General features: G+C 71.6%; 9 protein-coding genes. 2 read left to right on the top strand and 7 right to left on the bottom strand.

Annotation, left to right across the window (positions count from 1 at the left end; genetic code table 11):
- Positions 1–13 precede the first annotated feature (13 nt).
- Entirely contained in the window at positions 14–1,168 is a 1,155-nt protein-coding gene (locus tag HHX41_RS14570; protein ID WP_259400970.1) for a sorbosone dehydrogenase family protein, read from the top strand.
- On the opposite strand, the gene HHX41_RS41745 is transcribed toward HHX41_RS14570, so the two are convergent.
- From HHX41_RS41745 to HHX41_RS14535, 7 genes are all read right to left on the bottom strand, one after another.
- On the bottom strand, positions 1,169–3,178 hold the full coding sequence (locus HHX41_RS41745; RefSeq protein WP_182906405.1) for a VanW family protein: 2,010 nt from the start codon (positions 3,176–3,178) through the stop codon (positions 1,169–1,171).
- 291 nt (positions 3,179–3,469) lie between these two features.
- Positions 3,470–4,978: an Asp-tRNA(Asn)/Glu-tRNA(Gln) amidotransferase subunit GatB gene (gatB, locus tag HHX41_RS14560; protein WP_169984228.1), complete on the bottom strand. Its 1,509-nt coding sequence runs from the start codon at positions 4,976–4,978 to the stop codon at positions 3,470–3,472.
- Positions 4,971–5,609 carry a DUF4276 family protein gene (locus HHX41_RS14555; protein WP_182906404.1) on the bottom strand — a complete coding sequence of 213 codons (639 nt, stop codon included), beginning with the start codon at positions 5,607–5,609 and terminating at the stop codon, positions 4,971–4,973. Before HHX41_RS14555 ends, gatB begins: the two co-directional genes overlap by 8 nt.
- Positions 5,609–6,958: an AAA family ATPase gene (locus HHX41_RS14550; protein WP_182906403.1), complete on the bottom strand. Its 1,350-nt coding sequence runs from the start codon at positions 6,956–6,958 to the stop codon at positions 5,609–5,611. Before HHX41_RS14550 ends, HHX41_RS14555 begins: the two co-directional genes overlap by 1 nt.
- Positions 6,959–6,983: 25 nt before the next feature.
- Entirely contained in the window at positions 6,984–8,474 is a 1,491-nt protein-coding gene (gatA, locus tag HHX41_RS14545) for an Asp-tRNA(Asn)/Glu-tRNA(Gln) amidotransferase subunit GatA (protein WP_182906402.1), read from the bottom strand.
- The gene (gene gatC, locus HHX41_RS14540) at positions 8,471–8,770 is read right to left on the bottom strand and encodes an Asp-tRNA(Asn)/Glu-tRNA(Gln) amidotransferase subunit GatC (RefSeq protein ID WP_169984232.1); all 300 of its coding nucleotides are present in this window, start codon (positions 8,768–8,770) and stop codon (positions 8,471–8,473) included. The genes gatA and gatC overlap by 4 nt, the downstream gene beginning before the upstream one ends.
- A 96-nt stretch (positions 8,771–8,866) precedes the next feature.
- A complete protein-coding gene (locus HHX41_RS14535) occupies positions 8,867–10,963 on the bottom strand; it encodes a putative bifunctional diguanylate cyclase/phosphodiesterase (RefSeq protein ID WP_396794619.1) in 2,097 nt (698 codons plus the stop codon).
- A gap of 361 nt (positions 10,964–11,324) precedes the next feature.
- On the opposite strand from HHX41_RS14535, the gene HHX41_RS14530 reads away from it, so the two are divergent.
- On the top strand, positions 11,325–12,713 hold the full coding sequence (locus tag HHX41_RS14530) for a glycoside hydrolase family 6 protein (RefSeq protein ID WP_182906400.1): 1,389 nt from the start codon (positions 11,325–11,327) through the stop codon (positions 12,711–12,713).
- Positions 12,714–14,000: the final 1,287 nt, after the last annotated feature.

Genomic DNA, 14,000 nt, shown 5'->3' with positions numbered 1-14,000 from the left:
GAGGTCATCGGGGATGGCGGACAGGCATGGCACGGGCAGCACGCTCCTGGCGGCGGCCCTTTCGTCGGCGGCGCTTATGACGGCGGCCACGGCGTGCGCGCCGGGCGGTGCGGGCGGTGCGGGCGGGGGCAGGACTCCCCCGCCGCTCCCCGCCACGAGCGGCGCCACGAGCGGCGCCACGGATGGCGGTGAGATGGACGTCACCCCGGCCCGGCCGCGCACGCTGGTCACCGGACTGGCGGTGCCCTGGGCGATCGCGTTCCTGCCCGGCGGCGACGCGCTGGTGACCGAGCGTGATTCGGCGCGGTTGCTGCGGGTCACACCGCGCGGCGAGGTCCGCGAGGCCGGCGTGATCGAGGGGGTGTCGGCGAGCGGCGAGGGCGGCCTGCTGGGCGTGGCCGTCTCACCCCGTTACGCCACCGACCGCTTCGTCTTCGTCTACTTCACGGCGGGGGACGACAACCGGATCGTCCGCTACCGCTACGACGGGCGGCTCTCGGACCGGAAGGTGATCGTCAGCGGGATCCCCAAGGGAGGCATCCACAACGGGGGCCGCCTCGCCTTCGGCCCCGACGGCTACCTGTACGCCTCGACCGGGGAGACCGGCGAACGCGGCATGGCCCAGGACAGGAACTCACTGGGCGGCAAGATCCTGCGGATGACGACGGACGGCGGCCCCGCCCCGGGCAACCCCTTCGGCACGCTGGTGTGGTCCTACGGTCACCGCAACGTGCAGGGCCTCGCCTGGGACGACCGGGGGCACATGTACGCCACCGAGTTCGGCCAGAACACCTACGACGAGATCAACCTCATCGAGAAGGGCCACAACTACGGGTGGCCGGAGGTCGAGGGGGTGGGCGGCCGGTCCGAGTACACCGATCCGCTGCTCACCTGGCCGACCTCCGAGGCGTCGCCGTCCGGCCTCGCGTACGCCCGGGGGGCGCTGTGGGCCGCCGCGCTGCGCGGCGAGCGGCTGTGGCGGGTCCCGGTGGACGCCTCCGGCCGCGCCGGCCGGCCCGCCGCGCTGTACTCCGGCGAGTACGGCAGGCTGCGCGCGGTGGCCGCCGCTCCCGACGGCACGCTGTGGGTGAGCACCAGCAACCGGGACGGGCGGGGCTCTCCGAAGGACGGCGACGACCGGATCCTGGTGGTGCGGACCTCGTCCTGATCAGCCGGAGCGGCAGACGACCCCGGCCTGGGGGCGGTAGGAGGCGCGGAAGGTCTGCCGGGAGACCACCTCGCCCTCCTGCCGCAGCACGCGCGTCACCATGGCGGTGAAGCCGGGCTGCCCCTGCGCCGCCATGCAGCCGGGTCCCTGACGGATCACCGGAGGCAGCGCCACCCGCTGGGCGACGACCGGGTCCTGCAGGTCCACGTCGTACCGCTTGGTGCTCCACAGCGTCACGGTCAGCGACGTGCCGTCGGCCGACGCCTGGACGAGCACGCCGTACGGCGAGTCGTTCTTCCAGCGCAGGTCGGGGCCGGGGAAGGACACCGCGGCCTCGGTGCCGACCGGCAGGTGAGAGGCGTGGACCTCGGGCGGGGTGTGCTCGATGACCCGCAGCCCGGCGCGGACCACCGCGTTCATCATGGTGGTCGCGACCTGTGTCATCCCTGTCGCGTCGGTGCCGGCCCCGCCGTGGATCACCGTGGGGCCGATGCCGTCGAATCCCGCGGCCGCGGTGCGCGGGCCGACGACCTCGTTGAACGAGAACGTCTCCCCCGGTTCCACCAGGTGGCCGTCGAGGAGCGCCGCGGCGGCGCGGATGTTGCCCGCGCTCCGGGCGCAGCAGGCGTAGGAGGTGGTGAAGCCGCCGGCCTCCTCCCGGATACCCATCCGCCGCGCGGCGTCGTCGGTGACCCGCGGCGGCCCGTGCACGACCTGCACGGCGACCGTACGGCTGCCGCGGTCGAGGGCGGTGAGCACGTCGGCGGCGAGGCGGTCGGTGTCCACCCGGTCGCCCGGCCTGCCGGGCACCAGGACCGGACGCCCGCCCTTGATCGTGAAGGTGGCGTCGCGGGCCACCCGCGCGTGACCGACCAGCGCGGGCTCGACACCGGCGATCGCCGCCTCGGCGTCGAACCGCGGCCGCAGGACCACGCCTTCGGGCGCGAACGTCAGGTGCCGCGCCAGTGTGGCCGGCGACAGGCTGACGGAAGCGGTCCCGTTGGTCAGGGTCAGGGGCGCGGCCACCGCCCGGCCCGCCCAGCCCAGGGCGCGCCGCACCTCGGCACGGGTGATGTGCGGCAGATCCCGCATCGTGGGCACCACGACCACGACCTCCGGGGCGAGGTACCCCCTGACGATCTGGTCGGCCGTCGCCTTCGCGTCGACGACCCTGCCTGGTCGCGGATAGGTCGGGACCGGGGTGACCCCGTCGAACGAGACGTCGCCCTCACGCCTCGGGTTCTCCAGCGGCGCGACGATGGTCCTGGCCACCGTCTCGTCGAGTTTGCGCCGGTCCACCGACACGACGGGCCGTACCTCACGGCTGCCGGTCAGCGCGCTCCACACCTCCGGCGGGCTGGGGAAGCCCGCCTGCGCGGCGCGGACCGTGGCCTCGGCGTCGAGCGTGAGACCGGCCTGCACCGGGTCGACGGTGAGGCGCCGGTTGCCCTGCCGCACGATCAGCGGAGTCCTCGTCTGGGCGTACAACCGTTCGCGCAGCGTGGCGACGGCCTCGGTCGTGCTCTGCCCGCCGATGTCGACGCCGAGCACCGTGGTGCCGGGCAGGACCTTCCCCGCCATGGAAACGGCCGGCACGAGATAGAGCGCCAGGAGCAGCGCCGCCAGGCCGATCAGCGCACGGCGGAGCGTACGACTCCGGGGAACGGGGTCGAGCAGGTCGCCGAGGTCCTGCGGCGGGACGACGACGGGGTCCTCGCGCACCGGGCGCTCCGGCACCCGCCACGGCTCGACCGGCGGAGCCGGCGGCGGGATGCTCCCGACGCCGGACGGCTTGGCCGCGGCCGGGACGGCGGGAGCGGAGGGTTCCGCGAAGATGTCGGCCGACACACCCCGGGGAAGGGCCGAGACCCCGCGGGGCAGCGAGGCGACGCGGCGCACCGGATGTTTACGCGGAGGAGCGGACGCCGCCCCGGGCGGATCCGCAGGCGGGTCGACGGACGCCCCGGACGGATCCGCAGGCGGGTCGACGGACGCTCCGGCGTTGCGCACGCCTCGGTCTCCTCCAGCTCAAGGTCAACTCCGATCAGTTAACCCTAAAACACACTCTGCTGGATATGTCCCAAAGCAACACCTTCCGCGCGTTGCCTGGCAGCATCCGGCCTTCCCCGGCACGACAGGCAAATTCACACCCCGTCACAAACCAGGCATTCCGGTCCCCAGACCGGCCGGGGCAGCCCGACGGCCGGCCACGCGGAACCGTGGCCGGCCGTCCTCACGCCCCTGCTGCGGATGGCCCCGGCGGCGCCTCGCCCGAGAGGGCGGCACTCGCCAGGCGTTCTCCTAGCCCTGGACGCCGAGCTTCTCCAGGATCAGCTCACGGGCCCGGCCCGCGTCCGCCTTGCCCCGGCTGGCCTTCATCACGCCGCCGACCAGCGCGCCCACGGCCGCGATCTTCCCGCCGCGCACCTTCTCGGCGGCGTCGGCGTTGTCCGCCAGCACCTGGTCGATGATCGCCGACAGCTCGCCCTCGTCGCTCACGACCTGGAGCCCGCGCTTCTCCACGACCTCGTCCGGGCCGCCCTCGCCGAGGAGCACGCCCTCCAGCACCTGGCGGGCCAGCTTGTCGTTCAGGGCGCCGGAGGCCACCAGCTCGGTCACCCGGGCGACCTGCGCCGGGGTGATCGGCAGGTCGGCGAGCGCCGTGGCCGACTCGTTGGCCCGCCGGGCCAGCTCGCCCATCCACCACTTGCGCGCGTCGGCGGCGGGAGCGCCCGCGGCCACCGTCGCCTCGACCAGGTCGATCGCGTCGGCGTTGTGCATGGCGGCCATGTCGAGGTCGGACACGCCCCACTCCTGCTGGAGCCGCGTGCGCCGCGCCGACGGCAGCTCGGGCAGTGCGGCCTTCAGCGACTCGACCCAGGCCGGGTCGGGCGCGATAGGCAGCAGGTCGGGCTCGGGGAAGTAGCGGTAGTCCTGCGCCTCCTCCTTCGACCGTCCGGAGGTCGTCTGCCCGGTGTCCTCGTGGAAGTGGCGGGTCTCCTGCACGATCCGCCCGCCCCCGGCGAGGATGGCCGCCTGGCGCTCGATCTCGCCCCGCACCGCCCGCTCGACGCTGCGCAGCGAGTTGACGTTCTTGGTCTCCGTACGGGTGCCCCACTCGGCCGAGCCGCGCGGCATCAGCGAGACGTTCACGTCGCAGCGCAGCGAACCCTGCTCCATCCGCACGTCGGACACGCCGAGCGAGCGCATCACCTCGCGCAGTTCGGTGACGTACGCGCGGGCGACCTCGGGGGCGAGCCGGTCGGTGCCCGCGATCGGCTTGGTCACGATCTCGACGAGCGGGATGCCGGCCCGGTTGTAGTCGACGATCGAGTAGTCGGCGCCGTGGATCCGCCCGGTCGCTCCGCCGACGTGGGTGGACTTGCCGGTGTCCTCCTCCAGGTGCACCCGCTCGATCTCCACGCGGACGATCTTGCCGTCCACCTCGACGTCCAGATAGCCGTCCGTGCACAGCGGCTCGTCGTACTGGCTGATCTGGTAGTTCTTCGGCATGTCCGGATAGAAGTAGTTCTTCCGGGCGAACCGGCACCACTTCGCGATGCTGCAGTTCAGCGCGAGGCCGATCCGGATCGTCGACTCGATGGCCTTCTCGTTGGCCGTCGGCAGCGAGCCGGGCAGTGCCAGGCACACCGGGCAGACATGCGTGTTCGGCGGTGCGCCGAAGGTCGTCGGGCAGCCGCAGAACATCTTCGAGTCGGTGCCCAGCTCGACGTGCGTCTCCAGCCCCAGCACCGGCTCGAAGCGCTCCAGCGCCTCGTCGTACGGCATGAGCGTCGCGGTATCAGCCATGCTGGTAACCCAGTCCTTCCAATGCTTCGATCATGTCATTCCACCATTGCCGGAAGGCCGGGACCTTCCGCAGTTCGCCGATTCCGGCGTTCTCCGCCACCGACACGTAGAAGTTCCGGAGCACTCCGGTCTTCCTAGGGTTGATCCCGGCCTCGTCCCGCAGCAGGGTCTCGACGACCGCCTTGGGATCGGGGCAAGACTCGACCTCCGGTCCCGAAACAGGCGCCTGGCCGAGCTTGCGCACACTGAGCGCCCTGACGAGAGCCGCCTGGTCCGCGAGCAGCCAGGCCTCGGTCTCCCTCATCGGGACGACGGCCACCAGAGGCTCGGTGAAGTCACTCGCCCGCCAAGTCTGCCGCATCCGCTCCAGCACAGGACCCGACTTCGCCGGTGGGGCGCCGTCGTGGTGGTACAGAACCACGTCGAAGGTGCCCCGCTCCCGCTCCAGCGCCGCGAGCACGGGCTCAGGACTCTGGTTGCCCGCTTTCGGCAGGCTGCGTACCTCCTGCACCTCCCGGCAGGCCGGGAAGCTCTCGATCACGAGCTCCTCCAGGGCCCGGCGCAGCAGAATCGGCAGGAACCAGTCATCCGACGGCCCCTCCCTGATCAGCACGCAGCTCAGGCTCCGCATCAGACCGGCTCCTCGACTCCGGCCCGGAACCTGTCGAGCTCCGAGTCCGTGACGCGCGGCCACCGCTCGCCCGCCACGCGCACAGGACCGGCGTCCTCCCGCAACCGTCGCACCCGGCTCACCCGGCTGGGCACCCCGTCCTCGATGACCGTCGTCATGTCGAGGAACGCGATGTTCTCGTACGGCACCGCGTCGAGCACGACCGGCGAATGACTCGTGAAGATCGCCTGTCGATGCCAAGCGGTATTGTCGCGGCCGTCGTCTTCCACAGACTGCCGGAGATCGGTCACGAGCCCGCGTGCGAGGTTGAGTAGCTGCCGCAGCCGCTCCGGGAACACACCGTTCTCGGGCTCTTCTACGGCCACCACTCCGTCGTCGTGCAGCGAGGCCAGGATCGCCAGCATACGGAGCGTCCCGTCGGAGGCGAACTCGGCATCGAGCCGCTGCTCGTAGGGCGAGAAGAACTCCAGCCGCACGTCCCTTCGGCGGTCGTCCTTGTCGACCGTAAAGTCGCTGATCTCCCGGACCAGTCCGGTGAGATGCATCTTGATGTCGCCCACCACACCCAGTGGCCGGTTGTCCGACGCGGTCCTCAGCATCAGGGATCGCAGGTAGTTGGGCAGATCGCGCCCGGTCGCGTCCATCCGCGAGGGACCGCCCAACTCACTGGTGCGACGCAACGCGCCAGCCTCCAGATGGAGGAACCGGACGAGATTCAGCTCCTGCCACACTCCGGCGAGAATGGTCTCGTCCGCCCGCTCCACGTCCGTTCCCGGCCGGGACGGCGAGTGGAGGAGGGTGTTCGCCAGATTCTCCAATTCGGCGCGAGCCTGTTCCGGCTTGGTGGCTCCTGACCCGATGACGGGTGGCATGCCGGTCAGGTCAATGACATGTCCGGCCTTGAGCGGGACCGGCCAGGGGCGCAGTCCTTCCGCGGCGACTCCGACCGCGGACGCCCAACGCAGCGAGCTCTCCGGCCCCAGCCTCACGATCCGCTGCCGCTCCGCGACGATCCCCTCGATCGCACCTACGGGCTCAGCCCAGACGAGGTCCAGCTCATAGCGACACAGATGACTCAGTCTGCCCGGCAGGAGGATCTCCAGGGCGAATCTCATCCGGTCCACCCGGTTTCCGTCACCGCGCCTGCGGAACAGCCCTCGGGGGTCTCCCCGGACCTCGGCCACCGCGGCGTCCACTCCACGCGTCGCGGTGGTGGCAACGAACGTCACAGCGTCCAGCAGATTCGATTTGCCGCTGGCGTTGGTGCCGATGAGCACGAGGAACGGCGGCAGGTCGAGCGCGAAGTTCTCGAACGACTTGAAGCCGTCGATCTCGATGCGGGTGATCATGCCGCCGTTCCCCTCCCCTCGGCGACTAGAGCGCGGGCGCGCGGGACAGCAGCGGGCCGCCCCACCGGCTCTCGTAGGCCTTCTCCACGGCCGCGCCGACCCGGTAGCAGCGGTCGTCGGCCAGGACCGGGGCCATGACCTGCAGTCCGACCGGCAGGCCGTCCTCGTCGGCGAGGCCGCAGGGCACCGAGATCGCCGCGTTGCCGGCCAGGTTGGTCGGGATCGTGCACAGGTCGGCGAGGTACATCGCCATCGGGTCGTCGGCCCGCTCCCCGATCGGGAACGCCGTGGTCGGCGTGGTCGGCGAGACCAGCACGTCCACCTGCTGGAAGGCCGCCTCGAAGTCCCGCATGATCAGCGTGCGGACCTTCTGGGCCTGCCCGTAGTAGGCGTCGTAGTAGCCCGACGAGAGGGCGTACGTGCCGAGCATGATGCGCCGCTTGACCTCGGGCCCGAAGCCGGCCGCCCGGGTGAGCGCCATGACCTCCTCGGCGCTGCGGGTGCCGTCGTCGCCGACGCGCAGGCCGTACCGCATGGCGTCGAAACGGGCCAGGTTGGACGAGCACTCCGACGGCGCGATCAGGTAGTACGCGGGCAGCGCGTAGGAGAAGGTCGGGCAGGAGACCTCGACGACCTTGGCGCCGAGCGACTCCAGCAGGTCGACGGCCTCCTGGAACCGGGCGAGGACGCCGGGCTGGTAGCCCTCCCCGCCGAACTCCTTGACCACGCCGACCCGCATGCCCGCCACGTCGGCCTGGCGCGCGGCCTCCACGACCGGCGGGACCGGCGCGTCGATCGAGGTCGAGTCGAGCGGGTCGTGGCCGGAGAACGCCTCGTGCAGCAGCGCCGCGTCGAGCACGTTGCGGGCGAACGGCCCGGGCGTGTCGAGCGAGGACGCGAACGCGATCAGCCCGTAGCGGGACGAGCCGCCGTACGTCGGCTTCATTCCGACGATGCCGGTGACCGCGGCGGGCTGGCGGATCGAGCCGCCGGTGTCGGTGCCGGTGGACAGCGGCGCCTCGTAGGCGGACACCGCGGCCGACGAGCCGCCCGACGAACCGCCCGGGATCCTGTCCAGGTCCCAGGGGTTGCGCGTCGGACCGTACGCCGAGTTCTCCGTGGACGACCCCATGGCGAACTCGTCCAGGTTGGTCTTGCCGAGGATCACCAGGCCGGCCTCGCGCAGGCGGCGGGTCACGGTCGCGTCGTACGGCGGGCGCCAGCCTTCGAGGATCTTCGAGCCGGCGGTCGTCGGCATGCCGGTCGTGGTGAACACGTCCTTGTGCGCGACCGGCACCCCGGCGAGCGGGCCGAGCGTCTCGCCCCCGGCGAGGCGCTCGTCGACCGCGCGGGCCTGTGCCAGCGCGGACTCGGCGTCGACGTGCAGGAAGGCGTTGACCTGGCCGTCGACCTCGGCGATCCGGTCGAGGTGGGCCTGGGCGACCTCGACGGCGGTGACCTCTCGGGAGGCGACCAGCGCGCCGAGCTCGGCGGCGGTCTTGCGAATCAGACTCATTCTTCCTCCCCGAGGATCCGCGGCACGCGGAAGCGGTCGTCCTCCACCGCGGGCGCGCCGGACAGGGCGCCCTCGGGCGAGAGGCCGGGCCGTACGTCGTCGGGCCGGAACACGTTGGTCAGCGGAAGCGCGTGCGAGGACGGCGGGATGTCGTCGGCCGCCACCTCCGCGACGCGGGCGACGGCGCCGACGATCTGGTCGAGCTGGGCGGCGAAGTGGTCGAGCTCGTCGTCGGCCAGTGCCAGCCGGGACAGCCGGGCGAGGTGAGCGACCTCATCGCGGGTTATGGCGGACATGAGTCGTCGAACCCGTTTCATGATGGAGATTGGACCTACCCATCCTAGGGCTCGTCGCCGAGCGCGGCCGACCCGACGACGCCGCGTCACATGGTCTTAATGCGACGACCGGGTCCCGGGGGTCAGTGCGGCGGGGGACGGGGCGCCGCCGCTCTGACGGTCCCGGAAGGCCGCACTGAGCCGGCCGCGCAGCCACGTGGTCGCCTCACCGGCCGGCATGGGCTTGGCCAGCCACCACCCCTGGCCCGCGTGGCAGCCCATGTCCCGCAGCAGCGCCGCGATCTCCGGCGACTCGACCCCCTCGGCGACCGACCTCAGCCCGAGGGACCGTACGAGGTCGATGATCGAGCGGACGATGCGCTCGTCGTCCGGGGACTCCCCGAGCCGCCGGACGAACGACGCGTCGATCTTCACTTCGGAGACCGGGAGGCGCTGGAGACGGACGAGCGAGGAGTATCCGGTGCCGAAATCGTCCAGGGCCAGCTGGATGCCGAGGCCGGCGAGGGTGCGGATCGTGTCGGCGCTGTAGGCCTGGTCGGTCATGAGGATGCGCTCGGTGACCTCCAGCCGGATGGCCTCGGGCGGCAGCTCCAGCTTCTCCAGCCCGGACTCCAGTTGCTCGGGCAGGCTCGAGTCCAGCAGGTCGCGGGCCGACACGTTGACCGAGACCGGCACGTCGACGCCCGCGTGCCACCACCGGGCCGCCTGCCCCAGCGCGTGGCCGATGACGTGCTGGGTGAGCTCGCGCATCAGGTACGACTGCTCGGCCAGCGGGATGAACTCGGCGGGCGAGATCGGCCCGCGCACCGGATGCCACCAGCGCAGCAGCGCCTCGACGCTCTCGACCCTGCCGTCCTCGAGGCTCACCTTGGGCTGATAGTGGAGCTCCAGCTCGTCGGCGTCGATCGCGCGCCGCAGGTCGCCGAGCAGGCTCAGCCGTTCCGGCGAGTTGCGGTCCTTGCCCGGCAGGTAGAACTCGACGCCGGTGCGGCCCTCCTTGGCGAGGTACATCGCCACGTCGGAACGCTGCATCAGCAGCTCGAAGTCGGGCGCGTGGTCGGGATAGAGCGCGATCCCGATCGACGCGTCGAGGTCGAAGGTCATGCCCTCGAGGCGTACCGGCTCGGTCAGCGCGACCCGCAGCCGCGAGGCGACCTCCTTGGCCGCCTGCGCGTCCCTGATCGACGGGAGCAGCACCGCGAACTCGTCGCCGCCGAGGCGGGCCACCACGTCGCCGGGCCGCACGCTGTGAGTGAGCCGGTGGGCCACGATCTGCAGCAGCCGGTCGCCGACCGGATGGCCGAGCGTGTCGTTGACCTCCTTGAAACGGTCGAGGTCGAGCAGCAGCAGCCCCACCCGCTCGTGTTCGCGCGCCTCGGCCAGGGCCTCCTCCGTACGCAGGATGAGCATCTTGCGGTTCGGCAGGCCGGTGAGCCCGTCGTGGGTCGCCTGGTGGTCGCGGCGCAGCGAGAGCGTCGCGGTGAAGTAGACGGCGGCCAGCGGCGCGACGAACAGGGGGACCAGGGCCGTGGAGTGCGCCATCACGACGACCACCAGCGGTGCGAGGCCGAGCAGCGCGCCGTAGACGAGGGCCTGCGGGCCGATGGACGCCTTCATCACCCGGGCCAGCGGCCGGCGCTCGTGCAGCGCCACCGCCTGGCAGACCAGGATCGCGCGAACCGCGAAGTACGCCGCCGCGGCCACCGCGATGGCGGGGATGTCGCCGCCGTCGGGCGTCCAGGGGGTGCCGGGAGCGGGATGCGCGCCGAACGCGGCGAAGGCCGCGGCCGCGGCCACGCAGGCCAGGGTCACCTGGGCGAGGTTGAACGACACCCGGTGCCAGGCCCTGCGGTGCACCAGACCGCTGACCACCACGGCGATCGCCTGCATCAGCGCCGCCGTCGGCAGGCCCTGGTACATCAGCACGGCGAAGGTGAACATCGTGGAGGCCGGCGTGCCCCCGACGAGCGTCGAGGAGCTGAACATCACCGGGCGCAGCTCGCCCAGCACCACCAGGACGGTCAGTATCCAGAACAGCGGGGCGCGGGCCACCTCGCCCAGCTCGCCGAAGCCGAGCCGTACCTGCGCGATCACCAGCGCGGTGACCCCGACGGCGGTGACCGCCGTGAGATAGGCCCACAAGGGCGAGCCCGGGCGCGGTCCGGTGTCCCGGGTGTCGACGGGCGTGGACAGTTCGCCCAGGTCGACGGCGGGCAGGAGGACGCGTGGCACCCCGGCGAGCGGCATGAGACCGCGTGAAAGCGTCATCGGTAAGAAACCCCCCAAGAGGTCACTATGGGAGGGTACGGCCTCTGGGCCACTTCGCGAAACCGCTTGGGCACACTGCGTCACCATGATTTCTGGAGATATCACGGCCTGGCCGGACTTGTGGTGAAAGTTTCAAGTGCTCCACAGGTCCGATCCCCCGCCCGCCTGCGCCTATTAGGTTGGCCGTCCATACAAATACCGAGTGGCCCTTCTTGGACCGACCGTCGGCTCCCTACCATCCGATAGAACTGTGGGAGCGCTCCCACATTACCGGACGGAGTATTCCATGTCTCGCAGATTGACGGCGGCTGTGCTCGCAGCGGTCGCCACGGCCGCGGTGGGAGCGTCCGTGCTCGCCTCCTCCGCCGCGCAAGCCGCCGACTCCGCCTTCTACGTGGACCCGACGACCAACGCGGCCAAGTGGGTGGCCGCCAACCCCAACGACAGCAAAGCCGCCGTGATCAGGGACCGCATCGCCGCCGTCCCGCAGGGCCGGTGGTTCGCCAGCTACAACCCCTCGGCCGTGCGCAGCCAGGTCGACGCGTACGTGGGCGCCGCAGCGGCGGCCGGCAAGATCCCAATCATGGTCGTGTACGAGATGCCGAACCGCGACTGCGGCGGCGCGAGCGCGGGCGGGGCGCCCGACCACGCGTCGTACCGCGCCTGGATCGACCAGGTCGCCGCGGGTCTCGGCGGGCGTCCGGCCTACATCGTCCTGGAGCCCGACGCCCTGTCGATCATGCCGAACTGCATGAACTCCTCGCAGCAGGCCGAGGTCCAGGCGTCCATGGCGTACGCCGGCAAGAAGTTCAAGGCCACCTCCCCGAACGTCAAGGTCTACTTCGACGCGGGCAACGAGGCCTGGGTGGGCGCCTCCGACATGGCCAACCGGCTGCGGGGCGCCGACATCGCCAACAGCGCGGACGGCATCGCGCTCAACGTCTCCAACTACCGGTTCACCACCGCCACGGTCTCCTACGCCAAGAACGTCATCGCGGCCACCGGCCTGTCCTGGCTGAAGGCCGTGATCGACACCAGCCGCAACGGCAACGGCCCGGTCGGCAGCGAGTGGTGTGACCCGGCCGGCCGCGCCACCGGTGCCTGGAGCACGACGAACACCGGTGACTCGGCGATCGCCGCGTACCTGTGGGTCAAGCCTCCGGGCGAGTCCGACGGCTGCATCGCGCCCGCGGGCCAGTTCGTGCCGCAGCGGGCCTACGACCTGGCGATCGCCGCCCCGTACACCCCGCCGGTGTCCCCGTCCCCGTCCCCGACCCGGTCCCCGTCACCGTCGCCGTCCCCCTCGGCTTCGCCGTCGGCGCCCCAGTCTCCCTCGCCGTCCCCGTCGGTCTCGCCGACGTTCACCGGGAACCGCGGTTGTACGGCCGTCTACAAGGTCGTCAACTCGTGGAGCGGCGGCTTCCAGGGTGAGGTCACCGTGACCAGCGCGGGCTCCTCGGCGATCAACGACTGGACCGTGAAGTGGACGATGCCCGGCGGGCAGTCCATCACCCAGGCGTGGAACGCCAACCTCACCGGCAGCAGCAGCGTCACGGCCACGAACCTGAACTGGAACGGCAACCTCGCCCCTGGCGCGAGCACCACGTTCGGCTTCCTCGGCAGCTCCAGCGGAACCCCCTCCACCCCGTCCCCCCTGGTCTGCACCACCTCCTGACCCCCGCGTAGTCCAGGCGTGCCGTACGGCTCCCAGCCGTACGGCACGCCTTCGACGCGTCAGGAGGGCGAGCCCGGCGGGATCTCCATGAGGCCGAGAGCGGCCAGGCCGGTGAGGTGCGTCCCGGGCCGGACTGATTCAGCTGTGCCGCGATGCCGGCCGGCGCGGTTGCAGGACCCCCTCACACCGCGGGTCCCGGTATGTGCCGCTCGGAGTCACTGGTCTGCCGGGAAGGGAGCGACGTACAGTCGGTTCATGATCTCGTGGCGGGGCCGGATCGGGCGTGGGCTGGCCGGCGGGGCCGTGATCGCGCTGCTTCTCGCCGCGTCCGCCTCGTATCCCGTCGAGATGCTGGACACCCGGTTTCTGGAGGCGGACGGCTGCCCTAACGCGGTGATGTCCGTGCGGGGGACCGCCGACAGGCCGGGGCCGCTGGTGCCCGCCGAGGGCGCCGTCTCGGTGACACTGTGCGAGCTGATCGCACCGTCGAGGAGCGGTCCAGGGCCGATGCCGTCGCCACGGCCCGGACGAGACCGCACCCTCAGCACCCGCGTCGCCGAGATGATCGCCGTACTCAACGCGTTGCCCAGGCGAGATGAGGCGGAGGCGGCGGCACGGGCTCTCATGACCGCTCAGGGCGGTACGCCGCCCAAGGACCTGCACATGGGCGAGGCCTGCACCGCTGTGGGATACGGCGAGCAGTTGTCGTTCGCGGTGCGCTACCGCGACCGGCCACCAGCGCTGCTCCTGCTCGACCGCAACTGCGGCCTTGTCCACCACGCGGGCCGGACCCGCTTTCTGTGGGGCGACCCCGTCGACCGCTTCCTCTTCTTCTACCGGGAACAGATCGCGAGAGACCCGACGGCGGTCCCCGCGCCCACGTGCCCGGACACGGTGGCGGTGGCAGAGGTCGACAACCGGCCGGATCTGGAGTTTCCCGAGGACGGCATGGCGCGCAACCGTGGCCGCGATGACGAGTTCCTGCCCGGCCCGCTCGCCGTGGTCACCGCCTGCCGCTACCGTGCGGACGGAGCCGATCTTCAGCTGCGCGCTCACCGGGTCCTACGAGAGGATCTCGAACCCATCCGGGGACTCCTCAACGCCGCGGCCACCATACGGAGCGTGACCGACAGCCAGGGCACCACCGACTTCGTCAACGGCGTGGACTGCGGCGCGCCGGACCGGACACGGGCCGCGACGCCGATCAGCCGGCTCGACGTCGTGTGGGTGACCGACATGACCGGGGCCGTCGCCGAGATACGGATCTGGCGCGCCCCCTGTCAGGCC

It is taken from the genome of Microbispora sp. H13382 (assembly GCF_014161445.1).
In the GTDB taxonomy this organism is placed as follows: Bacteria; Actinomycetota; Actinomycetes; order Streptosporangiales; family Streptosporangiaceae; genus Microbispora.
Note: the sequence above shows the minus strand (reverse complement) of the source record. Positions and strands in the feature narration are given on the sequence as shown.

Bases quoted from the DNA above. Each gene is read 5' to 3' on its own strand.
- gatC (WP_169984232.1), bottom strand. From the start codon at position 8,770: ATGTCCGCCATAACCCGCGATGAGGTCGCTCACCTCGCCCGGCTGTCC.
- gatB (WP_169984228.1), bottom strand. From the start codon at position 4,978: ATGGCTGATACCGCGACGCTCATGCCGTACGACGAGGCGCTGGAGCGC.
- gatA (WP_182906402.1), bottom strand. From the start codon at position 8,474: ATGAGTCTGATTCGCAAGACCGCCGCCGAGCTCGGCGCGCTGGTCGCC.
- HHX41_RS14550 (WP_182906403.1), bottom strand. From the start codon at position 6,958: ATGATCACCCGCATCGAGATCGACGGCTTCAAGTCGTTCGAGAACTTC.
- HHX41_RS14555 (WP_182906404.1), bottom strand. From the start codon at position 5,609: ATGCGGAGCCTGAGCTGCGTGCTGATCAGGGAGGGGCCGTCGGATGAC.
- HHX41_RS14570 (WP_259400970.1), top strand. From the start codon at position 14: ATGGCGGACAGGCATGGCACGGGCAGCACGCTCCTGGCGGCGGCCCTT.
- HHX41_RS14530 (WP_182906400.1), top strand. From the start codon at position 11,325: ATGTCTCGCAGATTGACGGCGGCTGTGCTCGCAGCGGTCGCCACGGCC.